The organism is Nostoc sp. CMAA1605 (assembly GCF_021596505.1).
GTDB lineage: Bacteria > Cyanobacteriota > Cyanobacteriia > Cyanobacteriales > Nostocaceae > Trichormus.
The window spans coordinates 1-25156 of sequence record NZ_PJIZ01000043.1; the positions used below are offsets into that span (position 1 = coordinate 1).

The 25156-nt window shown below is 41.6% G+C and carries 22 protein-coding genes and 1 pseudogene; 13 read left to right on the plus strand and 10 right to left on the minus strand.

Features of this window, described 5'->3' with window-relative positions; genetic code table 11:
* On the minus strand, positions 1-838 hold an 838-nt coding region (locus CV014_RS15710; protein WP_236142889.1), incomplete at its 3' end, for a thioredoxin-like domain-containing protein.
* A gap of 61 nt (positions 839-899) precedes the next feature.
* On the opposite strand from CV014_RS15710, the pseudogene CV014_RS15715 reads away from it, so the two are divergent.
* Positions 900-1813 (plus strand): annotated as a pseudogene (locus CV014_RS15715) (glutaminase).
* Positions 1814-1905: 92 nt separating this feature from the next.
* On the opposite strand, the gene CV014_RS15720 reads toward CV014_RS15715, so the two are convergent.
* On the minus strand, positions 1906-3456 hold the full coding sequence (locus CV014_RS15720; RefSeq protein WP_236142926.1) for a hypothetical protein: 1551 nt from the start codon (positions 3454-3456) through the stop codon (positions 1906-1908).
* Between the two features lie 729 nt (positions 3457-4185).
* Here CV014_RS15720 and psaA point away from each other — a divergent pair.
* The gene (psaA, locus tag CV014_RS15725) at positions 4186-6444 is read left to right on the plus strand and encodes a photosystem I core protein PsaA (RefSeq protein ID WP_236142890.1); all 2259 of its coding nucleotides are present in this window, start codon (positions 4186-4188) and stop codon (positions 6442-6444) included.
* Between the two features lie 124 nt (positions 6445-6568).
* A complete protein-coding gene (gene psaB, locus CV014_RS15730) occupies positions 6569-8794 on the plus strand; it encodes a photosystem I core protein PsaB (RefSeq protein ID WP_236142891.1) in 2226 nt (741 codons plus the stop codon).
* A gap of 113 nt (positions 8795-8907) precedes the next feature.
* Here the strand turns inward: psaB and CV014_RS15735 are convergent, their stop codons facing one another.
* Entirely contained in the window at positions 8908-10440 is a 1533-nt protein-coding gene (locus tag CV014_RS15735; RefSeq protein WP_236142892.1) for a hypothetical protein, read from the minus strand.
* A 285-nt stretch (positions 10441-10725) separates the two neighbouring features.
* Here CV014_RS15735 and CV014_RS15740 point away from each other — a divergent pair, with 285 nt between their 5' ends.
* The 3 genes from CV014_RS15740 to CV014_RS15750 all read left to right on the plus strand — a co-directional run bounded on the left by CV014_RS15740 (position 10726) and on the right by CV014_RS15750 (position 12132).
* Entirely contained in the window at positions 10726-11250 is a 525-nt protein-coding gene (locus tag CV014_RS15740) for a DUF433 domain-containing protein (protein ID WP_236142893.1), read from the plus strand.
* Positions 11244-11717, plus strand: coding sequence for a DUF7689 domain-containing protein (locus CV014_RS15745; RefSeq protein WP_236142894.1), 474 nt, complete (start codon positions 11244-11246; stop codon positions 11715-11717). Before CV014_RS15740 ends, CV014_RS15745 begins: the two co-directional genes overlap by 7 nt.
* 136 nt (positions 11718-11853) lie before the next feature.
* Positions 11854-12132 (plus strand): UPF0175 family protein, encoded by a 279-nt coding sequence (locus tag CV014_RS15750; RefSeq protein WP_236142895.1) that lies wholly within the window; start codon positions 11854-11856, stop codon positions 12130-12132.
* A gap of 55 nt (positions 12133-12187) precedes the next feature.
* Here the strand turns inward: CV014_RS15750 and CV014_RS15755 are convergent, their stop codons facing one another.
* The 3 genes from CV014_RS15755 to radA all read right to left on the minus strand — a co-directional run bounded on the left by CV014_RS15755 (position 12188) and on the right by radA (position 15148).
* Complete coding sequence (locus CV014_RS15755; protein ID WP_236142896.1) at positions 12188-12463, minus strand: hypothetical protein; 276 nt, start codon at positions 12461-12463, stop codon at positions 12188-12190.
* A 324-nt stretch (positions 12464-12787) separates the two neighbouring features.
* The gene (locus CV014_RS15760; protein ID WP_236142897.1) at positions 12788-13543 is read right to left on the minus strand and encodes a Uma2 family endonuclease; all 756 of its coding nucleotides are present in this window, start codon (positions 13541-13543) and stop codon (positions 12788-12790) included.
* Between the two features lie 81 nt (positions 13544-13624).
* Entirely contained in the window at positions 13625-15148 is a 1524-nt protein-coding gene (radA, locus tag CV014_RS15765) for a DNA repair protein RadA (protein WP_236142898.1), read from the minus strand.
* 177 nt (positions 15149-15325) lie between these two features.
* On the opposite strand from radA, the gene rpaB reads away from it, so the two are divergent.
* The 7 genes from rpaB (at position 15326) to CV014_RS15800 (ending at position 20466) form a co-directional block, all read left to right on the plus strand.
* Positions 15326-16054 (plus strand): response regulator transcription factor RpaB, encoded by a 729-nt coding sequence (gene rpaB / locus CV014_RS15770; protein ID WP_103135659.1) that lies wholly within the window; start codon positions 15326-15328, stop codon positions 16052-16054.
* An 89-nt stretch (positions 16055-16143) separates the two neighbouring features.
* On the plus strand, positions 16144-16785 hold the full coding sequence (locus tag CV014_RS15775; RefSeq protein WP_236142899.1) for a cofactor assembly of complex C subunit B: 642 nt from the start codon (positions 16144-16146) through the stop codon (positions 16783-16785).
* Between the two features lie 21 nt (positions 16786-16806).
* A complete protein-coding gene (locus CV014_RS15780; RefSeq protein WP_236142900.1) occupies positions 16807-17436 on the plus strand; it encodes a Uma2 family endonuclease in 630 nt (209 codons plus the stop codon).
* A gap of 128 nt (positions 17437-17564) precedes the next feature.
* Positions 17565-18071 carry a hypothetical protein gene (locus CV014_RS15785; RefSeq protein WP_236142901.1) on the plus strand — a complete coding sequence of 169 codons (507 nt, stop codon included), beginning with the start codon at positions 17565-17567 and terminating at the stop codon, positions 18069-18071.
* 5 nt (positions 18072-18076) lie between these two features.
* The gene (locus CV014_RS15790; RefSeq protein WP_236142902.1) at positions 18077-18355 is read left to right on the plus strand and encodes a hypothetical protein; all 279 of its coding nucleotides are present in this window, start codon (positions 18077-18079) and stop codon (positions 18353-18355) included.
* A 222-nt stretch (positions 18356-18577) separates the two neighbouring features.
* The gene (locus tag CV014_RS15795; protein WP_103135664.1) at positions 18578-19102 is read left to right on the plus strand and encodes a DUF456 domain-containing protein; all 525 of its coding nucleotides are present in this window, start codon (positions 18578-18580) and stop codon (positions 19100-19102) included.
* A gap of 506 nt (positions 19103-19608) precedes the next feature.
* Positions 19609-20466 carry an exosortase-dependent surface protein XDP2 gene (locus CV014_RS15800; RefSeq protein WP_236142903.1) on the plus strand — a complete coding sequence of 286 codons (858 nt, stop codon included), beginning with the start codon at positions 19609-19611 and terminating at the stop codon, positions 20464-20466.
* A 432-nt stretch (positions 20467-20898) separates the two neighbouring features.
* Here CV014_RS15800 and CV014_RS15805 read toward each other — a convergent pair whose 3' ends face one another.
* The 4 genes from CV014_RS15805 to mutT form a co-directional block, all read right to left on the minus strand.
* The gene (locus CV014_RS15805) at positions 20899-22713 is read right to left on the minus strand and encodes a C2 family cysteine protease (RefSeq protein ID WP_236142904.1); all 1815 of its coding nucleotides are present in this window, start codon (positions 22711-22713) and stop codon (positions 20899-20901) included.
* Positions 22714-23157: 444 nt separating this feature from the next.
* A complete protein-coding gene (gene nblB, locus CV014_RS15810) occupies positions 23158-23820 on the minus strand; it encodes a phycobilisome degradation protein NblB (RefSeq protein ID WP_236142905.1) in 663 nt (220 codons plus the stop codon).
* A 119-nt stretch (positions 23821-23939) separates the two neighbouring features.
* On the minus strand, positions 23940-24398 hold the full coding sequence (locus tag CV014_RS15815; protein WP_236142906.1) for a CBS domain-containing protein: 459 nt from the start codon (positions 24396-24398) through the stop codon (positions 23940-23942).
* Between the two features lie 198 nt (positions 24399-24596).
* Complete coding sequence (gene mutT, locus CV014_RS15820; RefSeq protein ID WP_236142907.1) at positions 24597-25007, minus strand: 8-oxo-dGTP diphosphatase MutT; 411 nt, start codon at positions 25005-25007, stop codon at positions 24597-24599.
* Positions 25008-25156 lie beyond the last annotated feature (149 nt).

The following is a 25156-nucleotide window of genomic DNA, read 5'->3' on the forward strand; positions in this document are numbered from 1 at the left end:
CCCCATGAGGGTGAATATGACGGCTTTGTTCACCAGTCCCGGCGATGGTTTCTACTAATTGATGTTGCAGATCAACTCGACGTATTGCATGATTCTCGGTATCAGCAACATACAGAATTTGATTGCTGACATCAAATGTCATTCCTTGGGGTGCAGAAAACTGTGCTGTTGAAAAATCACCATCTGTCAAACCAGCTTTCCCATTACCAATTACATGAATAATTTCGCCATCCACAGAACTCATCACGATACGATGGTGTCCAGAGTCAGCAATATACAACGCTGCTGGGGTAGCCAATACTTTACCTGGAAAAGCCAGAGGTGTGATTAATGGTTGTCGCTGTTTTTCTAAAGTCAGCCTGAGTTCTTGAAAGTTAAGTGTACCTTTGTGTTGATGTTCTTGAATCAACTTTGCAATCAGTTGGTCTAAAGTATCACGATTACCTTCACCAGAAATAGTAGCAATTACGTAACCATCTGGGTCAATGACGATGAATGTAGGCCAAGCACGTACTGTATATTCTTGCCAAACACGAAAATTCTTGTCTACTATCACCGGATGTTCGATGTCGTAACGCAGGATGGCTTGGCGGATGTTTTCGGTTTCTTGTTCGTTGTCAAATTTAGCAGAGTGAACACCGATGACTGTCAGACTGTCTTGATATTTCTGCTCTAGATACTTGAGGTCTGGTAAAACATGAAGACAATTGATACAACAGTATGTCCAAAAATCTAAAATGACGACTCTACCCCTAAGTTTTTTGAGTAATATTGGTTGCTCAGTATTAAACCATATAAAATTTTGCGGTAGTTCTGGGGATCTGACACGAGAAATCATAAATTAATTCAAAATAAAGGCTGACAGTTAAATCTGATATTTTTTCGGGGTTGTGTCTGCTGTGAGCAAATTTGAGAAATTAAATACCGACGATTTACGTGATTGGGTGGAATTAGCGAAAACTCAAACGCATTTGGGGAAAGTTTGCGATCGCATTCCGCAATTAGCTAAGGCTGATCCCCGTTGGTTTGCAGTCCACATTTGCTGCGAATCCACACCAAGCTACAGTTTTGGAGATACGGCTTGTGTATTTCCACTGATGAGTGTCATCAAGTCTTTCTCTCTACTCTATCTGCTAGAACAATTTGGTGCAGAACAAGTGCTGCAATGGGTAGGTGTTGAACCATCTGATGCACCATTCAATTCTTTAGAACAGTTAGTGGCTGATGGTGGTAAACCCCGCAACCCGATGATTAATAGCGGTGCGATTACTTTGGCTGATAAGTTACCAGGAAGGGATGCTAGCGATCGCGTTCAATCTTTTTGTCAATGGTTAAATCAATCGGCTGGCTGTCAACTCCAGCTAGATGAAGTCATACTGGCTTCAGTTAGGTCATCTCGTTCTCCAGTAAATCAGGCGATCGCTAATCATTTAGCTCAGACAGGAAATATTACAAATCCCGATATTGCTCTTGACATATATGAACAAGTATGCTGTTTTCTGGAACTGTCCAAGATTTAAGCCTACTCGGAAAACTTTTAGCCTGTCAGCACCAGAAGATACCATCACAGCACCGTCAGATAGTCAATGGTGTGATGTTAACCTGCGGTTTATACGAAGCTTCACCGTTATTAGCAATCAAAATTGGACTACCGATGAAGTCGGGGATCGGTGGTGGGTTATTAGCGATATTACCAGGGGAAGGAGCGATCGCTTGTTACAATCCGGTTTTAGATCGTATCGGTAATCCCATAGCAGCGATCGCGTTTGTAGAACTGTTAGCTCAAAAGCTAGAGTTGAGTATTTTTCATTGAATCAGGAGAAGAGTAGGCAGGGTGCAGGGGTGCAGGGGGGCAGGGGAGAACCAATACAACCACCCAATGCCCCATGCCCAATACCCTATGACCTATTCTCCAGATGCAGGACGCGATCGCCTTTGGAAATAATCTCTCAAATTCACCTTTTTGGGTTTATTGGCAGGTTGTTCAGATGATTCAGCGTCCTTGACCTCTGGTTGAGATTCTGGGGTAGGAGTGGGAGAAGGTTGATTTGTAACTGGTGGTGGTAATTCTTCCTTAACTTGAGGCTGAGGTACTACCTCTGGCTGGGGTTCAGCAGTCATGTTTGGTGATGGTGTTGGCGTTATTTCTATCTGAGCTTCAGGGGTAACGCTGGGTGATGGTAATGCTGTTGGTTTCTCCTCCGGTTGTAGTTCAGGGTTAATGCTGGGTGGTGGTGTTGTAACTTCTGGCTGGGGTTCAGGAGTAATAGGTGATGGTAATGCTGTTGGTTTCTCTTCTGGCTTGGGTTCAGGAGTGATGGGTGATGGTGTTGCTGTGACTTCTGGTTGTGGTGTAGGAGTTGGAATTGGGGTAGGGAATGACTTTGGAGATTTAGGTTCTAACTCAGTATTTTCAGGTTGTTCTACTTCAGGTGTGGTCAGTGTAGGTGATTCGGTCGGTTTGGAACTAGGTGCAATTTCTGGTTGTGGTGTTTCTATAACTTCAGGCGTTGGCTGAGTTTCTGGTGTAGGTTCTGTGACTGGTTGTTTAGCTGTATAGGAGGAATCTACGATACTGCGTACCTCATCAGCCGTTAATTCGCCTCTGGTAATTCTAGAGAGTGTGTCTTTACCCTTCGGTTGGTAGTTAACTAGTCTAACTGTGGTGTTAAAAGCATTTTTGACTGGGTTTCCCTGATTATCGAGGAATTCTAACTTCACCCAGTTCACGCCCGGTTTAAAGCCTTTGAGGTAAACTGACTGCCAGCGATCGAGTACGAAACTTTCACCGTTAATCGTGCAGCGAATCCGCCAATCACTGAATAAGTCATTTGTATTATCTTCAGAGCGCAAGTGTAGAGGCGCGTTAGTCAGGTAAAAGTCTAACAAGATGGGTTCTGCACCATAACTACCTTGAGGACTGTTGTAGGTTAACAGGGGTAGGGATGGATCAGGGTTATTGTCGTCAGTTTTAGTGAATAAATGGAATGTTGTCTTGGCATAAGCACCTGCATTTTTAAAACTCTCGTGCCAAGGGCGAGACGCAAAGACCCGTAGAGTATGAGTACCTGGGGATAGGTCTGACAATACTAGGGGCTTTTCTAAGTCATGAATAGGAATATCAGGCTGATTATCAACTATTAAATGCAAATAAGGGCCAAGTTGCCATTGTGGATGCTGAAAAATCGGTAAATCTTTAACTTGAAGCCGGACTGTCACTTTGTTGTCTGTGAGAATCTCATCAGGTTGGGGCGTAATAATTTGGACTTGTGGCCGATAGGCTTCTAAAGTTGACCGTAGTTGTTGAATAACTGATGGTGGCGATACTTCAGAAAACTGCCGAGATATTTGTTGAGTTTGGTCTTTGTCCTGAACAGATACTTCCTGTCCAACGCTTTTTTCTCCACAACTAGCCAAGCTCAAGACGAACAATAGTGTAATTAGCCACCTCAACATAGGTGAAAAAAGGGTGTAGGGGTGTAGGGGTGTAGGGGTGTAGGGGATGAGGTTTTGGGCTTTGGGCTTTGGGAGCAAAATCTCCCCTAGCCTCTTGCACTCCTGACCCCTGCCCCCTGCCCCCTGCCCCCTGCCTCTTGCCTCTCCGAAGTTTCGAGCCGACGAAGCCTCGGCTCTAACTTCTCTCTGCCTGTGGTTCATGGCTGATACCCGATGATTATTTTTGACAATTGCTTGATTATTTTGACCGATATTATCTTCTGCAAACTACGGTCTTAAAGGTTAAATCTGTCTTGCATACCATGAATGTCTAAAATCGACATAATAAACGTTAGATTATTTACATCTTGTATTGATTAAGTATTTAAATAACCAATCAAATTCATTGATAAACAAATATACCAAGTGCTAGAGCCTGCTGTGGACTGGGCTTCCGATGTATCAAAGGATAAATTTTACGAATTGTTATTGTTTGTAAATTAAATAGATAAAGTATTGACTTTTTGGCAAATAGTTTGCAGGTAAAAGGCAAGTAAGACAATTATTCTGGGGATTTTGAATTATTGTTAAAATCTCTCCAACAATGTACAAGTGAAGACTTTATAATTCAACAGAAACAAATTTCCACATAGCGTCTTCATCGCGGCTCCAGAAAAATTCTGTGGGAAGCGATCGCGGTTCTCTCTGTGGTTTCATGATTCCTCATTCCTTATCTAGAGAGGAGGTCGAATGACGATTAGTCCTCCGGAGCGAGAGGAAAAAAAAGCAAGAGTGATAGTTGATAACGATCCAGTACCAACCTCATTGGAAAAATGGGCGCAACCTGGACACTTCGACAAATCCTTAGCTAGAGGCCCCAAAACCACCACATGGATTTGGAACCTTCATGCCCTCGCCCACGATTTTGATACACATACAAGCGATTTAGAAGACATTTCCCGCAAGATTTTTGCGGCTCACTTCGGACACCTGGCCGTTGTGACCATTTGGTTAAGCGGGATGATATTCCACGGCGCGAAGTTTTCTAACTACGAAGCCTGGTTGAGCGACCCCTTGGGTGTAAAACCCAGCGCGCAAGTTGTTTGGCCAATTGTGGGACAAGACATCTTAAACGGTGATGTTGGTGGTGGATTCCACGGTATTCAAATCACCTCTGGCTTGTTCCAAGTATGGCGGGGCTGGGGGATTACCAACTCCTTCCAGTTGTACTGCACCGCTATCGGTGGCCTAGTGCTAGCAGGTTTGTTCTTGTTTGCTGGTTGGTTCCACTACCACAAACGCGCTCCTAAACTGGAATGGTTCCAGAATGTGGAGTCCATGCTGAACCACCACCTGCAAGTGCTGTTAGGCTGCGGTTCTTTGGGATGGGCTGGTCACTTGATTCACGTCTCCGCCCCAATCAACAAGCTTTTGGATGCAGGTGTGGCTGTTAAAGACATCCCCTTGCCCCATGAGTTCATCCTGAACAAAGACCTGTTGATTGAGCAGTTCCCCGGCTTTGCCAGTGGTTTAACACCATTCTTCACCTTGAACTGGGGTCAGTATGCTGACTTCTTGACCTTCAAGGGTGGTTTAAACCCTGTTACCGGCGGCTTGTGGTTGACTGACATCTCTCACCACCACCTAGCGATCGCTGTACTCTTCATCATCGCTGGTCATCAATACCGCACTAACTGGGGAATTGGTCACAGCATCAAAGAGATCCTCGAAAACCACAAAGGCCCCTTCACTGGGGAAGGTCACAAGGGTCTTTATGAGAACATGACCACCTCCTGGCACGCTCAATTGGCAACTAACCTAGCTTTCTTAGGTTCTTTGACCATCATCATCGCGCATCATATGTACGCGATGCCCCCCTATCCCTACTTGGCGACTGACTACGCAACTCAGTTGTGCTTGTTCACCCACCATATGTGGATCGGCGGATTCTTGATTGTGGGCGGTGCTGCTCACGCTGCCATCTTCATGGTGCGTGATTACGATCCAGTTGTTAACCAAAACAACGTTCTGGATCGGGTGATTCGTCACCGGGATGCAATTATTTCTCACCTGAACTGGGTTTGTATTTTCTTAGGCTTCCACAGCTTTGGTCTATACATCCACAACGACACAATGCGTGCATTGGGTCGTCCCCAAGATATGTTCTCCGACACAGCAATTCAGTTGCAGCCAGTATTTGCTCAGTGGGTGCAGAATCTGCATACACTAGCTCCTGGTGGTACAGCTCCCAACGCTTTAGAAGCAGTTAGCTATGCTTTTGGCGGCGGTATTGTGGCTGTGGGTGGCAAAGTCGCAATGATGCCCATCGCTTTGGGTACTGCCGACTTCCTCGTTCACCACATCCATGCTTTCACCATCCACGTAACTGTACTGATTCTGCTCAAAGGTGTACTATTCGCCCGCAGTTCTCGCTTGATCCCCGATAAAGCCAACTTAGGCTTCCGCTTCCCTTGCGACGGTCCAGGCCGTGGCGGTACCTGCCAAGTTTCCGGTTGGGATCACGTGTTCCTCGGACTGTTCTGGATGTACAATTCCTTGTCAATTGTAATTTTCCACTTCAGCTGGAAGATGCAATCTGATGTTTGGGGAACAGTAGACGCAGCTGGTAATGTGTCTCATATTACTGGTGGTAACTTTGCCCAAAGTGCCATCACCATCAACGGCTGGTTGCGTGATTTCTTGTGGGCGCAAGCTTCACAAGTAATCAACTCCTACGGTAGTGCTTTGTCTGCTTACGGACTCATGTTCCTCGGCGCACACTTCGTTTGGGCATTCAGCTTAATGTTCTTGTTCAGTGGTCGTGGCTACTGGCAAGAGCTAATTGAGTCCATCGTTTGGGCGCATAATAAACTGAAGGTAGCTCCAGCAATCCAACCCCGCGCTTTGAGCATCACTCAAGGTCGTGCAGTTGGTGTAGCTCACTACCTCCTGGGAGGGATTGCCACAACCTGGGCATTCTTCCACGCACACATTCTTTCAGTAGGATAGCAATCAGTTTACGGAGTGCTGAGTGCTGAGTTGTGAGTGCTGAGTGATCAAAACTTAGAACTCAAAGCTCAGAACTCCAAAAGCTGAAACCTGATGGCTAAAGGTCAGAGGAAATATCAAACCTATGGCAACAAAATTTCCAAAATTTAGCCAGGATCTCGCACAGGACCCAACTACGCGGCGCATATGGTATGCGATCGCGATGGGCAACGACTTTGAAAGCCATGACGGTATGACCGAAGAAAATCTTTACCAAAAGATTTTCGCTACCCACTTCGGACACCTGGCAATCATTTTCCTTTGGGCTTCTAGCCTCCTGTTCCATGTAGCCTGGCAAGGTAACTTTGAACAGTGGATTAAAGATCCTCTACACGTCCGCCCCATCGCCCACGCGATTTGGGACCCCCACTTCGGTAAACCCGCTATTGAAGCATTTACCCAAGCTGGTGCTAGTAATCCTGTAAACATTGCTTACTCTGGTGTTTACCATTGGTGGTACACCATCGGTATGCGGACAAACCAAGAACTGTACATCGGTTCATTAGGTCTGTTATTATTCGCTGCCCTCTGTTTATTTGCTGGCTGGTTGCACTTGCAACCCAAGTTCCGTCCCAGCCTCGCCTGGTTCAAGAGTGCTGAATCTCGCCTCAATCACCACCTTGCTGGTTTGTTTGGCGTTAGCTCTCTGGCTTGGGCAGGTCACTTAATTCACGTTGCTATCCCCGAAGCTCGCGGACAGCACGTAGGTTGGGATAACTTCTTAACTACTGCACCCCACCCAGCAGGTTTACAACCCTTCTTTACAGGTAACTGGAGCGTTTACGCCCAAAACCCTGATACAGCAGGTCATATCTTCAGCACATCTACTGGTGCTGGTACAGCGATTCTGACCTTCTTAGGTGGTTTCCATCCTCAGACAGAATCTCTGTGGTTGACCGACATCGCTCATCACCACTTGGCGATCGCTGTTCTGTTTATCGTTGCTGGTCATATGTATCGCACCAACTTCGGTATCGGTCACAGCATCAAAGAGATGATGAATGCCAAAACTTTCTTTGGCAAGCCCGTTGAAGGTCCCTTCAATATGCCCCACCAAGGCATTTATGACACCTACAACAACTCTCTGCACTTCCAATTAGGTTGGCACTTGGCTTGTTTAGGCGTTGTTACCTCCTGGGTGGCACAGCATATGTACTCTATGCCTTCCTATGCGTTCATCGCTAAGGACTACACCACACAGGCAGCTCTGTACACCCACCACCAATACATTGCGATTTTCTTAATGGTTGGTGCGTTTGCTCACGGTGCAATTTTCTTAGTTCGTGACTATGATCCCGAACAAAACAAAGGCAACGTACTTGAGCGGATGTTACAGCACAAAGAAGCATTGATCTCTCACTTAAGCTGGGTATCTCTCTTCTTAGGCTTCCACACCCTTGGTTTATACGTTCACAACGACGTAGTAGTTGCTTTCGGTACTCCTGAAAAGCAAATCCTAATTGAGCCAGTATTTGCTCAGTTCGTTCAAGCTGCGAATGGTAAGGTACTCTACGGATTGGATGTTCTGTTGTCCAACCCAGAAAGCGTTGCCTACACAGCTTACCCCAACTATGCAAACGTCTGGTTGCCTGGTTGGTTAGATGCCATTAACGCTGGCACCAACTCCTTGTTCTTAACAATTGGCCCTGGCGACTTCTTGGTACACCATGCGATCGCTCTCGGTCTCCACACCACCACCCTCATCCTAGTCAAAGGTGCTTTGGATGCTCGTGGTTCTAAGCTGATGCCCGATAAAAAGGACTTCGGCTATGCCTTCCCTTGCGACGGCCCCGGTCGTGGCGGTACTTGCGACATCTCCGCTTGGGACTCCTTCTACCTAGCTCTGTTCTGGGCGTTAAACACAGTAGGTTGGTTAACCTTCTACTGGCACTGGAAACACCTGGGTATTTGGCAAGGTAACGTTGCTCAGTTCAACGAAAACTCTACATACTTAATGGGCTGGTTCCGTGATTACCTCTGGGCTAACTCTGCTCAGTTGATCAACGGTTACAACCCCTACGGCGTGAACAACCTGTCTGTCTGGGCTTGGATGTTCCTCTTCGGACACCTAATCTGGGCTACTGGCTTCATGTTCCTCATCTCCTGGAGAGGTTACTGGCAAGAGTTGATCGAAACCCTAGTTTGGGCGCACGAACGTACTCCTATCGCTAACCTCGTTCGCTGGAAAGACAAACCCGTTGCTCTCTCCATCGTTCAAGCTCGTGTAGTTGGTCTAGCTCACTTCACCGTCGGCTACGTCGTCACCTATGCAGCTTTCCTCATTGCTTCTACTGCTGGTAAGTTCGGTTGATCTGGCTGCTAGTTTTGTAGGAAAGTAATCAAAAATCCCCTGCCGCAAGGTGGGGGATTTTTTATCAGAGGGTAAAAATAAAAATCCTTTGATATTCATTCAATGTATAAAAACTAATTTTTTACCTGTGTACTAACAGCAGAGTAATTATTTTTATAAATAGATAGCTTTTCTTTAGCTTTTGTAGAAACAAATGTACTCTCTGGAATTGTTTCTAATAAATTAATCGCTTGTTGCCACTTATCTCTTGCTTGTTTCCAAACTATAGCTGGATGAGGAGGATTTTGCCCTAAAATAGCAGCTTCAATGGCTAATTTCTGAGCAGATTCAAAATCATCTAATGCTTTCTTTTCAGTTAATATTCTTTTTAATATAGCTTGACTGTTATTTTGATAAGTAGATATTTGTGTTGTTGCCTGTTTATATACAGATGTACCTTCAGGGATTTTTTCTAATAAAGAGATAGCTTCTTGCCATTTGATGTGTGAATTTTGCCAAACTTGCAGAGGATGAGGAGGATTTTGAACCATTAACGATGCTTCCATACCCATCTTTTGTGCAGATTTAAAATTTGTAATGGCATTTTCTTCCAGACTAGTATTTAATAAAATTTGTTGGATTTGTGGTAACTTATCCTTAACTATCCAAGCTCCAACAAACGCTGATATTGTACTAATCAATGCAATAATTATTGATGATTTAAAAATATATTTTTTTTGCTTTTGATTTATAGTTTCTATTTTTATACCTTGATTTTGCTTTAAGTTCTGTTTATTCAGTTCATGTTGGTTTTTATGATTATTTTCTAAACGATGTAAAGCTTCTTCAGCTTGAGTTCTCAGATCATTCCCATTTAAAATTAAATCTCCAACTTTTTCTTGAAAATATTCACAATTGCTGATGATTTCTGCTAATGATGTAAGTTCACCAGAACTTGCAACAATTAACCCATGCTCATCATCAAGCCATTCTAAAGAAAGACCAGCATTTCCATAAAAATTAGATAAACCAATTAACAATTGATAAATATCGTTACTGTTTTTTAAAATATCAGAAGTATGCACTAACTTTTGTTGTAATTTGATTAAATCATCTTGAGCATGAGTAATTTGATTAATTTGCTGAATTAATAAATCAGAATTATTAAGTGCTAAATTTATTTTTATTAAATTATTAATTTTTTGTAATTTGTTGTTTATATTATAACTATTAAGATTAGTATTAATTTGATTGAGAACATCACCATCGTGTAGAATGTGTTCAGCTATTTCTTTTAGATCATGTACCCACCCAATCCATTCATACATTTTATCTTGTAAATCGCTCAAAGTTATTTCTGTATCTGTATTTCCAAATTTTTCTGCAAGCAAGCTTGCTCCACCGGCAATCATAGCATCTACTAGAAAACCACCAGGAATAAAAACGCTGGCTACTGTACCTAAAAATGGCAATGCTCCTATTGCTGCATTTTTTATTTTTTCAAATCCCAATTCTGACTCAATTGCTTCTTGTATTGTGCCTAAACTGGATAAAATATGATTTAGTCTTAATATTTCATCTTTCATTTTTTTACGACTGCCAATATTAAGATTGAGTTCATCAATAATGTTTGGCAATTCACTAAGTAAATTTTCTAATTCAGCCATAAAATTATCCTTTTGTCTAGCTAAAAAATAAAATATCTCTATATGAGGTTGATGACGAGAACTTTAACTTGTAACATTTATGATTACTAAGTATAAATAACTAAGTTCTAGTTTGTGTCTCGTCATTCTTAGTTTGCCCAAGTTGATTGAGAATACTTCCTTATCTCTTCACTAGTTACTAAATAGATAACTTAGGTTGATGAATTTCAGTGTTTAGATATCTGAGTGTAGTAAGTCAAAAGAGTAAACGCCTATAAACAGCTTTAACCAAAAACACTCAAAACCATGACTAACTGGCAAGAACACATTAGTATCAATCCTCAAACCTGTCATGGTAAACCGCATATTACAGGTACACAAGTGATGGTTTCAGTCATCCTTGATAACATCGCTGAAGGATTGACATTTGAGGAAATAGTCAAAGATTACCCACCACTGACATTACAAGATGTTCAAGCTGCTGTTGCCTATGCAGCACAACTGACTAGAAAACAGGAACTGCAAATTTCTAATCAAGCTGAAATAGAATCAACTTTCATGACACTAGCCCAGCAATGGCGTGAAGAAAATCGTGGTGTCTCGTCTACTAATCAAATGTCAATGCACCCTGCGTATCAACAGATTATAGGAATGGGTGAAACTGTTATACCTTTGCTACTCAGAGAACTGGAAAAGAAATCAGGGCGTTGGTTTTGGGCATTAAAATCTATTGCAAGAGTTGATCCTGTGCCTTCGCAGTATAGAGGAAATACAAAAGAAATGACTAGAGCTTGGCTAGAATGGGGTAGACAAAGGGGTTATCAGTGGTAGGTAATAACGCTTGGGATAGCTATGTAAAATCTTTTATTGAACGTGATTTTCCCAAACTAGTTATTGACGGTTATAAGCTGACAAGTCCAGATACAACTGACTATAACTGTGTTGCTTGGGCAGCAGAAGATGATGAAAGATGGTGGTGGTCAGATGCTCAATATGAAGAATACTGGCCGCCAGATATCCCCAGAGAAGAAACTCTTGAGGCTTTTCAAGCAGCATTTCGCACACTTGGTTATGAAATCTGTAGCGATTCTTCTTTAGAAACAGGATTTCAAAAAATCTCAATATATGTGAACTCCAGCAAAATACCAACTCATGTTGCTAGACAATTACCCGATGGTAAATGGACAAGCAAGCTTGGTCAAGATGAAGATATAGAACATAATAATTTACAAGGTTTAACTGGCAATCCTGGTTATGGTGAAGTTGCCTGCATTATGAAAAAACCAATTACAGCATAGTAGTAAGTTGATCTGAGGAACGAAACCCAACATTATAAAGGCTTTTTTGGGTTTGCTATCGCTTAACCCAACCTAATTTTCCCGTTAACTGAATCGTATTACCAGATATTGAAATTTCTTAACTCAAGAAAAATTTATGCGAACAGTCCCAATTCAATTACCCGAAACAGTCTTTTCGGCACTTCGCAAAAATCCTGAAGAGTTTATCCAAGAAATGCGAATCGCCGCAGCAGTTAAATGGTATGAATTAGGGGAAATCCCACAAGCTAAAGCCGCAGAAATAGCGGGACTAACGCGTGCTGAGTTTATTCAGGCATTATCACGCTACCAGGTTGATTTTATGCAATATACAGATCAAGAGTTAGCCGAGGAATTGGGGAATGTCGCTTTTTTGAAACAACAAGCAGGGGAATAGAATATTGATTTGTCAAAAACCCCGACTTTTGGGATAAGTCAGGGTTCTAAAACTATTAAATGAGAATTTGCCGAATTAAAATACTCATAACTTCGCCTGGGTTAGCGGTGGGTAACAGTGGACTCCATTCACCGACGCTGGCGTAACCAATTACCTGTAAGTAGTGAATGGTACTGGTGACGGTTTTGTGTGAGCCTATCAGTAGATGTTTAATCGGTTCTCTCTGGGGTAATGGTTGTTGATTTGGTTGATTAAGGCTTGGTGTATCTGTGTTTTCGCCTAAAAACTGCTCTAACTTGGATTGGGCAGATTGTTGTAATTGTGCCATCATTGTATTTATCTCCTGTATTGGGAGCTACATAAAGGCGATCGCAAAATTCTTGGTCGGATACCGCGATCGCCTTTATCATGCTGAAAATATACTAAAGTATATTTTTATACAAGTCAAGTATTTTCAAAATATTTTTATAGCCCTATTTAGCAGGGATTTTACAGCTATAGATTGTCTAAACCTAGTATTATTTCGTAGTTAATTTGATAAATTCAAACAACAAAAAAGCTAGATTGATGTCATCTAGCTAGGTGGGTACGCTGGAGGCGATGGCGTACACGCCCACCGGAGGTGATCGCAATTGATAAATTGTTGATAATAAGTCTAATCTTCCGGCTCAATTCCTGCGGCGCGTAGTTGTGCGGCTAATCTTTCGGCGCGTTGGCGTTCCTGTTCAGCGCGTTGTCGTTCTTGTTCAACGCGTTGGCGTTCTTTTTCAACTAACTCCGAACCCCATAGTAGTAATTGTCCGCTTTCATCCCACCAGCGTAACCAATTACCTGTGCGGTTTTCACGCGTACCTTGCCATACGCCAAGGTCAAGATTCATCTCGGTTATTAAGTAATGTTGGTTCTCGTTGGGGGTTTGTAGGCTATATCTACCTGTCTTTTGATCTAGGCGATATACTTCTAACTCTCCTGTGTTGGGTTCAAAGATGGCGTAACTCGGTACTTTTAAGACACATTCATAAAAAAACCATTTACCAGGGGGGTAAGTCGGTTTACTAGAATATTCACTGCCATCGGTATCAGATAAAAATTCGATGACAATTACCGGGATGTCTCCCTCTAGTTGCGGGGTGTAACTGCGGGTTACTTCTTCTCTACTAACTGTGATGTTGGGAATATATGCCCAATCGGGGGCTTTAACAACAGTTTTGCCATTTAATGTGGCGCAAATACCGTAATTTGTCGTTGTTAGGGCGTTAGGTGGCATTTTTCCCGCTAATTCTAAACTTTGGGTGAGTGCGGCTGCGAGAAATGGTTGGTTGATGTTGTCTACTGGTTCATCTGGTAGCTTGTAATCTTCGGGTAGCTTTTCCCAGGAGATTTGGTAGTTGGGAATGATAGTGGCTGTCATGTTTAGGGGTGTGGGGGTGTAAGGGTATAGGGGTGTAGGGGAAAGAAAAAATTATTTCTTCATACTTCTGTAACCTGTAACCTATTCTTCTTCGTCTAACTCTAAGTCTTCGGCTGTTAATTCTTGGTGGGGGATGGCGGCGATGATGGCATCTATGACTTTGGAGACTGGTACAATTTCGATGTCAAAGTTGGGGAATTTTTGACCTTTAGGGACGATCGCTCTTTTAAATCCTAGTTTAGCGGCTTCTTTTAACCTCAGTTCCATCTGAGAAACGGCGCGCACTTGTCCACCCAAGCCGACTTCACCGATTAATACTGTACCTGGATCTACTATGCGATCGCGGAAACTCGCAACTATGGCAATAGCAATTCCTAAATCTACGGCTGGTTCTCCCACATTTAACCCCCCAGCCGAAGCAACGTAGGAATCTAATTTGGACATGGGTATCCCGACACGCTTTTCTAAAACGGCGAGAATCTGCACTAGTCGGTTATAATCTATACCCGTTCCAGCCCGACGTGGTGAGGGGTAACTGGTGGGACTAACTAAGGCTTGTAACTCAACTACGATGGGGCGTGTACCTTCACAAGCTACTACAATAGCTGTGCCTGGTGCGGGGTCGTCACGGTTGCCTAAAAATAACTCGCTGGGGTTAGGGACTTCACGGAGTCCGTTTTCCACCATCTCAAAAATCCCGATTTCGTGGGTTGCACCGAAGCGGTTTTTGACTGTCCGTAACAAACGATGGGAGGCGAAGCGATCGCCTTCAAAATACAGTACCGTATCTACTAAGTGTTCTAATACTTTCGGCCCAGCGATCGCCCCTTCTTTAGTTACGTGTCCGACAATTAACATGGTAATATCTTCATGTTTTGCCACCTTCATTAAGGCCGCCGTACATTCCCTGACTTGTGCTACTGAACCAGGTGCGGAAGTTAAAGCGGGGAAAAATACGGTCTGAATACTGTCAATTACCGCTACATTTGGTTTTAAGGAATCTACTTCCCGTAAAATCTCTTCTAAATCTGTTTCTGGCAGGACGTATAAATCTGCACCTATGCTTGGTGATGATTCTTTTTCTTTTTCTTTTTCTTCTTCTTGGTCATTTTCATCACTTACGACATTTAAAGGTTTAGACACACCTAAACGCGAAGCCCTTAATTTAACTTGTTGTCCTGATTCCTCACCCGAAACATACAGGATGCGGTATCTCTGCGCTAGCTGATTTGATACTTGCAAAAGTAGCGTAGATTTGCCGATACCAGGGTCGCCACCAATTAACACCATTGAACCAGGAACAACGCCCCCACCCAACACCCGATCTAACTCACCATATCCCGATTCCCATCTAGTGACTTGGCGATCGCTAATTTGGTCAAATGTTAAAGAAGCTCTGGGTTTAGCTGGTTTATTCGCAGGCTTCCCGTTACCCTGGCCGGAATGCCAACCGCTTACCCCCCGACTAGGTACATCTACAGAAGATTGGATGCTAATCTGTTCTTCTAGGGAATTGTAAGTACCACAATTAGGACACTTACCAAACCACTGGGGAGACTCTGCACCGCATTCGTTACAAATATAAATAGTTTTTGGCTTTGGCATTATTAAATCTTAAATATTATTAAATATCTTAATTTTTCCTTAATTTTTGGGCTACTTGAAAATCCCATTAATAGAAGACTTTCCCGCTTTTTCCAAATCATTTCTGAGAATGATATCTTAATATTATGGTATTAAAAATTAATCATGAAAAATTTTAGTTAAGGAGCGTTGAGAAACTTGGAAACTCATAAAGAAAAAATTCTGGTAGTAGACGATGAAGCCAGTATTCGCCGGATTTTAGAGACGCGCCTGTCGATGATTGGCTACGATGTAGTCACTGCTGGTGATGGAGAAGAAGCTTTAGAAACATTTCGCAAAGCTGATCCAGACTTAGTGGTTTTGGATGTAATGATGCCAAAACTAGATGGCTATGGTGTTTGTCAAGAGTTACGTAAAGAATCAGACGTACCCATTATCATGCTAACAGCTTTGGGTGACGTAGCCGATCGCATCACCGGTTTAGAATTGGGTGCAGATGACTACGTAGTTAAGCCATTCTCCCCCAAAGAACTAGAAGCGCGGATTCGCTCAGTTTTACGCCGAGTAGACAAAACAGGCGCATCGGGAATTCCCAGTTCTGGTGTGATTCACGTAGGTAACATCAAGATTGATACCAACAAACGCCAAGTCTACAAGGGTGATGAGCGCATCAGATTGACAGGAATGGAATTTAGCCTGTTGGAATTACTAGTCAGTCGTTCCGGTGAAGCCTTTTCCCGTTCCGAGATTTTGCAAGAAGTTTGGGGATATACACCAGAACGCCACGTAGATACCCGCGTAGTTGATGTACATATTTCTCGGCTCCGCGCAAAATTAGAAGATGATCCCAGCAACCCAGAGTTAATACTCACTGCGCGCGGTACTGGCTACTTGTTTCAACGCATAATTGAACCAGGAGAAGAATAGGCAGGGGAGCAGGGAGCAGGGGAGCAGGGGGAGTAAAACTCTTCAATTTTGAATTTTGAATTTTGAATTTTGAATTGGAGCGAAGCGACTTGACTAAATCCGATCCCAATCGAGTTGTACGGCGTATACCCTTAGTAGTTGGGGGTTTGGGTGCTGTGCTGTTGCTAGTTAATCGTTTGTTGACACCAGAACTTACAGACTCTCAGGCGCGGGGGGATGTTTTGGGAGTCATTTTGAGTGCCGTTTTGATTTTAACTGGTTTAATTTGGCAACAAGTGCAGCCGCGATCGCCTGATGTAGTCGAACTGATTGGGGAAGAAGGCTTTGTGTTAGCAGATGATTTACCAGAAGCCGTGAAAACAGAATTAGCCTGGGCATCACATTTATTGTTAACTAATACAGTGACGCGATCGCTCATAGTTTTCTATCAGGGCAAAGTTTTGTTACGTCGCGGCATTCTGGCAAATAAATCAGAAGTTATCCCAGGGGCAATTGTCAAACGGGTTTTAGAAAAACAACAACCAGTGTATTTGGTAGCATTAAATGTTTATCCAGGACGCATTGAGTTTGATTATTTACCAGATAATACCCAAGGTGTGATTTGTCAACCCATCGGCAATCAAGGTGTATTGATTTTAGGAGCAAATGCACCCCGCAGTTACACCAAACAAGACGAAAATTGGATAGCCGGAATTGCCGATAAATTAGCAGTAACTCTGGGAAATTCTTAATATTCTCAAGGGATTATTTATATGACAACAGCATCACTGGCACAAACAAGAACTTTGCTCAAAAATATTAGCTGGCAAACGTTCAAAGCGATGCTGACGGACATGGGTAATGAACGTAACTCAAGATTAGCGTACGACAATGGCATAGTAGAAATCATCACACCACTCATGTCACATGAGAATTCTAACCGTCTGATTGAAGGTTTAATTCTTGTACTTTGTGAAGAGTTTAATTTAGAGGTTAAAACTACAGGTTCACTCACCTTGACACGAGATGATTTAGAAAAGGGAGCAGAACCAGATAGCAGTTATTACATTCAAAATGAATTTTTAGTCAGAGATAAAGACAATATCGATTTAAATCAAGACCCACCTCCAGATTTAGTATTAGAGGTAGATTACTCCAAACCTAAAATAGATAAATTATCTCTCTATGCGGCAATGGGTATTCCTGAGTTTTGGAGATATAACGGTACTAAATTACGAATTTATATCTTGACAGGAAATCAATACACAGAAGTAGAACAGAGTCCTACTTTCGCGCCTGTGATGGTGAGAGACATTCCGAGATTTCTACAAGAAAGTCAAAAAATAGGTCAGCTAGCCGCCAAGAAGGCTTTTCGCGCTTGGGTAAAACAGCAGATTGCTTAGTATTTACACGTAATTTACAGAAAATTAAGCGTATTGGTTATTAAATAATATTTCAAGTCAAAAGCAACACCTGAAAATAGTGAAATACTGACAAGAGAATGTACAACCTCTTGTGAGGGAAAGATTTTATGAAGTTTAAGTCAGTATCCACGGGTATAGTTTTAGGCGTAATCAGTAACTTACTGGTAGTTAGCCCCAATCTCATCGGTAACTCTAATCAAGTCATTGCTCAAGACGTATCTCCTACTTGTCCTCTCCCATCCGAAATCGCTGTCACTTTCCTTGATTCTAAATGTGAGGAGGTCACATTGAAACAACCACGTACTTTTTATCGTTACTATAGTAGCGATAGCAATAAATACGGTAGATACCTCACAACGGACAAATACAAAAACAACGTCGATGTCATCAGGAAATTAGCCCTCAATCAAGCATGGGGAAATCAAGCGACTATGAGACTCAAAGTAACAATACCCGCAGACACAACCGTTTACCAAGGTATTGTCGCCCCTCAAACACCCGCCTCATGCTACCCAGGTGGTGGTCAACAGACTTTCATTAAAGATTCCAAAGATCCTAATATCAAGTGGTCTAAAGGTAAAAGCATAACTGTCACAGAGTTCACTTGTCCCTAAAATTCATGGAAACTCAAACAGAAGAATTTATCAAGCTGATTAACCAGTCAGTTGCTATTGCCGAACAAATGCGTAGTCAATCTGGACAATCGCAGCGTTTAAATAATGTCATTAATGTTCTCCAGTCTGTGAAAAATAAAGTCATGATTGGTCAACTAGAACCATCAGCAGGTAACTCTACCCTTGGGTTATCCCATGAGGTAGCTGATTGGATTGAAACATTAGACGCGCCATTACTTAAAGCTGTGGGTGCAGTAGAGGCGTATTACCAACAACATTTTTAAATCTGCGTCACAGATTGAGTTTAGCTCGCCAAAGCTCATTTTTCGTTAAATAATGACTGCTGATGATTTTTCGGCAGTCATTATTTAATGGATATTGAGAATAAATGTATCAGTTCAGGACGCAATATTTTCATGTAAGTTCGATAACCTCTCCCCACAAAGAGAATATGCAAAATTTCAGACTAAAATATTAATAAATTACCCCGATGAATTATTAAGTATATGCAAACAGAAGTTATTTATTGGCTATTAATTGCCATGATGATTGTAGGCATTATTGGTGCTGTAGTACCTGCCATTCCTGGAACAAGTTTAATTTTATTAGCAGTGATTATTTGGGGAATAGTGAAACAATCCTTTGCCGCGATCGCTACCCCTTTAATTGTCACAGCCATTATTTTAATTTTGAGTATTGGGGTTGATTTTTTAGCTGGTTACATAGGTGCAAAACAAGCCGGTGCTAGCAAATGGGGTCAAATTGGTGCATTTGTCGGCTTTTTATTAGGGTTTTTCGGACTATTACCCACTTTACCAATAGGCGGGCCAATAGTGGGGATTTTCTTTGGGCCTTTATTGGGTGCGATTATTGCTGAATATATTTACTGTCGGCAGTTAGGAGTGGCAATTAAGGCTGGTATTGGAATTGTCGTCGGTACGGTTTTAGGCAACTTGCTTCAAGGATTACTGGCGATCGCATCTGTGGTAGTTTTTATCTGGACAACTTGGCCACAAGTATTTGGCAGTTAAGATGTATCTAAAATCAATATACCGGAATATGTAGATGTCATCTCCGAAAGTAATATTTCATTGATTGATTGTTACTTTCAAGGGAGAATAAACGGACGAACTAAGTGTATATTTATTTCGTCCATAGAAAAATTATTAGGGACAAAATTGTAGCTGCGATCACTTCATTCCAGTAGCTCATAACCTGAAGTTGCTAATACTCAGACTATTTAAACCGTGAGAATTTACCGATTTAATCACAAGCTAAAAACACAGAACGACGTAACACCAATCATTGTACCTACAGTAGATTCATTTATCTTTGAAAGATGCTTGTGACAGTATAAGAATTGATACACAGGGGTTCTATATTGTCTTTATGCAAAAATCACATAATTCCTGGCATAGTTTACGTAATTTTCAATAAAAACCCATTACTTAAGTAATTTTCTGGTGCTAGACTCTGTATTGAGAGTACAGATTTCACTGGTATTTTTACCAATAACTACGTAATAACAGGAAAACACATGAAAGCTAAAAATATATTCTTATCAACTGGATTAGTTCTCAGTGCTGTATTAGGTGTTTCTAGCAATGCTCAAGCGGCTAGCTTTACAACTAAATTTAGTCCAAACCCTTTTAATCCCGCTACTGATTCTACAAGAGATATTGAATTGCTGTCTATTATTCGGAACGATAACAAAGAAATCAGTGACTTTAAATTAGTTGATAGAGTGAACATCATCAGCAATGTAGGTACTCTAGGCCCAGCTAGCACTGACAGGGGTGAGAACGCTACTAACCCTACAGGTTTTCCTCCCACAGAACAACCTTCAGCCTCGGCAATTGCTGCTTACTTAAATAGGGACGCAAACGGCAAGATTAACTTGAACAACATTATCGATACTGAAGATGGTGGTGAGTTTGAACTGGATGTATTTTTTGAGAGTGCCGTTGCATCAAACAACCAGGAACTAGACAACTTCTTCTTCTGGGAAAGAGGAGGCGAAGGAAATCAATATGGCAATAGTGATATTAAAGTTCAAGCAATTGATGCCTTTGGAGGTCTATTGGGTCCTGCTGTTACAATCAATAGGTCATTGTGGCAAAACGCTGGCTTCCAGATTGATACCACAGAAGCTGGTCAACAAAATGTAGGTGCTTGGGCTTTGAGCTTTAAAGATTTGGGATTAAATAACGGCACTTTAGTCGGTGGTCTGAAATTAATATCTGAAACCAGCTTTAATGGACCTGATTTCAAAGTTGTTGCTGCTGACGTTTTTGAAAGAACTCCAGTACCTGAGCCTACCACTATGCTCGGTTTAGGTTCAGTTGCAGCACTAGCTTTATTACGTCGTCGCCAAACCAAGAAAACTGCTTGTTAGTATTTTTTTAGCCATATCGCCAATGCTATATTCGCACTCTCTGGCTGCATAATCGTTTTGGCGAAAAAATATCGGTGCTTTATAGTCAAAAACAGAGGCAATCTCTGTTTGCTCAACAAAAATATTTAGTAACCTAAAAACCCGCTTCGGCGGGTTTTATATTTTTGGAAATTAGGAAACTACGGGCTTTCCAAGAAATAAATTATCCGTCTTGAGGGGTAATATCAATCCTCTATGAAGTTGCGCCAAATAAATGATGTAGAGACGTTGCATGCAACGTCTCTACAGTACAGAATAAAGTACATCTTCATCAAGCAAGGGGGTAAGCATCTTGGCAAATATGAGAACGGGCAAGATGCCTATCCTACAACAAAATTTGGGATATTTTTTATTTGGCAGTCCCTAAAACTTGCAAAAATCAGGTGTCACACATTAAGCGACAACGATTCCATAATTAAAAGACTCGATGAACTGATCAAAGGATAAATCGATAAATCCGTCGTCGCTACCACTCTTAGTTTTACCATCTACGCCCCACGGATTTCGCACTACCACCCGTTGTTCACCGCTAGCATTATTGTATACATTGGTAATTGAATAAGCATGGTAACTGACAATATATTTACTATCATCACCAACTCTTGCCGTGGTCAAAGCTTGACCATTTGCTAAAGCAGTTTCCAGACTGGAAAAACTAACGGTGCTAATACTATGATAAGTAGTCTGCTTTCCTGTAATCTGCTTAAGAGGAGTATCAATAGAGCCTCCATTACCAATGAGGTTATATCCAGGCCTTCCTTTCGCACTCCATTCGCGCCATTGAGCATAGGCTTTTTCAACTAGTGCCACCCACAGAATACCGTTATTTTGTTTAGCAGCAATACTTGTAGCGATACGACGATCAACTGTCACATATTCAGCTCCACTATATGAATAAAAGCGCACAGTGTAAGTATTATCACCATTATCTGTGATCATGCTATTAATCGCAGAACTAAAAGTATTACCTGAATCATCGGACTGACGACCAAAAGTTGCACCTAATGCTGCTAAAAATGTGCAATCACCTAATTGTCCTTGATCTATATCACCAATTCGCGCTTGACCAGAGCTACCATAAAGAGTACCAGTAGCTACGGTATAGGTGAGATTGTTCCCATTAAACACAGGTGTAGGTGCTACTGTGCCTAAAAACCAACGACCTACTAAATTAGACTCGAAATCACTAGCACTCATATTGATAGATGCACCATTAGCAACCTGTGTTGATAGCCATTTCACAGAATCTTGCATAGTAAAAGGCGCAGCACCTACCAATGTTTTCAGGTCTTTGACCTCATTGGCATCAATGGCAGAATTATCTTGAGCATTCCTAAAAATACTCAACATATCTTGACGACTAAAATTACCATCAGATCCTAAACTTCGTGCCAAGGTAATTATTTGTTGGTCAGTCAGATTTTTACTAAACCAGTCATTAACTGTGGTCGATGTAGAGGTTGATGTCGGAGTTGATGTTGATATTGGAGTAGAAGTTGATGTCGTCGTTGTAATTGTAAATGTCTGCTGGACGACATTGCTTTTACCACCGCTTCGATCATAAGCTATGCCTTGAAGAGTATATTTACCATTGCCAACATTAAAGTTTGCTAGAGACAAACTGTAGCTGAAACTTCCTTTATTTGCGTTACTAGAATCGGCTTTAAATACATTAGTATCAGCCACATCTATCCATGTTCCATCTGCTTTTTGTAAGCGAAAATCGATTTTGGAAATATCACTCACACCATTTTGATCCGATACCCAAGCACTATTAATACTGAGAGTATCTGTTGGTTTGAGGGTAGTGCTATTCAGTTTGAACTCTAATGAAGTTGGAGCAACATTTTGAAAAATTTTGAGTTTGTAGTTAGTATCGCCACTTTTGTAGTAGGCTTTAACGAAGTAATTGCCTGCATCTAAAGTTTTTTGAATTGAGTCAATTTGAGTTCCACTTTTATAAGAACCGGCAATTACTTCACTATCTTCCACTAATCCATTACTATTAGAGTCTTTAATTAGTCGTACATTCGCATCTGCGCTTAACCCATCAATGGTGAGATAAATACTACTGCGGGCTGTCAGAGTGAAACGGTATAAATCATCAATATCTGATGATCCAACCCAATCTGAAAAAGTCTGAATATTAGTGTTGAGGGTTATTTTTCTCGCACTATTTAAAGTGTTACCTGCATTATCAAGAGGCATAAATATCCTTACTTACACAGTTAAAAAATGTGGACTATCACACCCTTTCACTTATGTAAAAACTAGTTTTTACAACAAAAACGAATTTAAGCTTTTGTTAATTTTCTTGTTAAAAATTTATAATATCCAGGTAAAATACACTCAATATAAGGTTGCAGGTATAATTGCTGAATTTAAGAATAAATATGCAATAAAGCTATAAATATCTTTGCTATTCAGATGAGTTTACGGAGAGAAAATCTATATATTAAAGACATAAAATACAATATGTTGATAATATTTTTATGGGGAAGCACTGTTGACTTTTGAAGAATAATTTTCATAATTCAAAAGACATCACAAAAAAATTTACTGTGAGAGTTCGCAATAGTTGATGACAACAAAAAAGACCTAGATAAGCTATCTAAGTCTTTCAACAATTCTGATGAATCAACAGATGTGATACTAAACCGAATGTAAGGATTTTTGGGCTTCAGTAGCGATCGCTTCTACTTCATCATTCACCAAACCAGCTAAGATGGACTGAGATTCTGCACCACCCAAGAGCGTCAAAGCCTGTACTACCCTGTAACGAATTTGCCAATCAGGATCAGTTGCATAAGCAGCTAACAAAGGAACTGCTTGGATATCTCCTAATTCTCCCAAAGAACTAATCGCCGCAGTTTTGACTAATTCTACATCGGAAGTGAGGGCTTCCTTGAGTAGTTCTAGCCCTCGTGGATCACCGAGTTCTCCTAGAGTAGCAATAATACTGAATTGGACGAGCCACTCAGGGGTTGTGTGATAAAGGTGCTGTAAATCTTCAAAAGCTGATTGTAACTTCAGCGCGCCTAAACAATCGGCGGCGGCGGCTTGCACATCAGCCTCTGGATCTTTTAATAAGCTACGCAATAAATCCAAAGATAAATCTAAATCCTGAGTACCGAGAGTATCTAATTGACTGACTGCTGAATAGCGAACACGAGAGTTACTATCACCTACAGCAACTTGCACTAATTCAAAAGCATTTGTCGGTTCAAGTTCACGGATTTGATTCACAGCACGCAAGCGATCGCCCAAATCCTCAGAATTAAGCAATTGTCTTACAGACTCAGGAGTTACACTCATTTAATTACCTTAATTTGTCAAAGTTTAAAAAAAGCCAACAGTCAACATACCATTGAGAACAGATAAAAAACTAATCAATAAAGCATTTTTGCTTTTGACTAATGACTGATGACTCATGACTAACTAACAGCCATAGCACGAACAATATCACCACGAGTCAAAATGCCTATGACTTTACCCGTATTGTCTATGACAGGTAAACGATGAACATTGCGATCGTGCATAATTTGCGCGGCTTGTTGTAAAGTCTTATCAGCAGTAATAGTAATAGGATTTTTACTCATCACTTCACCAACAGTTTGTCCTAAAGCTTTATGCAGATCACGTTCATAAGCAGCAGGATTTTTCAAGTAGATTACACTATCCAGAAACATGACATAAGCCGGAGGCGTCATACCACTTGCTTGCCACATCAAATCTGTCTCTGAGATAATGCCTATCAACTTACCAACATCATCTACAACAGGTAGCCCACTGATACGTCGTTCTGCCAGAATTTGGATTGCTTCTTGAAGTGGAGTTGCTGGCCGGACAACAATTGGCTCAGGACTCATTATATCGGCAACGGTTTGAGGCATTGACTTGCTTACACCCTCGATCACAGTCTCTGCAAATATTGTAAAAAATTCAGTGCCTTAACCCGATTCAGTTAATACATTGTTACGGTTGTAGTCAATAGTCAATAGTCATTAGTCATTATTTTTTCTCCCCCCGCTCCCTGCCCCCTGCCCCCTGCCCCCCTGCTTTCCCAGTCCCCAGTCCCCAATCCCCAATCCCTATTCCCTACTCCCTTTCAATGCAGCAATAATTTGACCATTGGCTTGGGGAAAAGCAAATTGTTCTAATTCATCTAAACTCACCCAGCGCACTTCATCACACTCTAAAGGCTGAGGAACACCTGCAACTAGGTGACAGTGATGTACTGTTAATGTGACACGTAAATGAGTATAGGTGTGGTCAATAGTGATCAGATGTTCCCCCACCGTTACTAATACTCCTAGTTCCTCGTAAATCTCCCTTTTGATGCACTCTTCCACTGTTTCACCAGGTTCGACCTTACCGCCAGGAAATTCCCATAAACCCCCCATTGCGCCTTCCTGGCGACGACGATCAATTAAAATCTGTTCTTGATCATTCCAAATTACAGCCACACCGATAATTTTATGTGGTGGTAGAGTCGTCATCATGTTTAAATTGCTTTATTATTAGTGATTGACTATTAACTATTGACAAATAACAAAACTCGGCAGACTTATAGGATATCTACCGAGTTTTTACTTATTTTAAAATATAAACTGTCGAAAATTTATCTAAACTTTTACTTACGTCGTTGTTG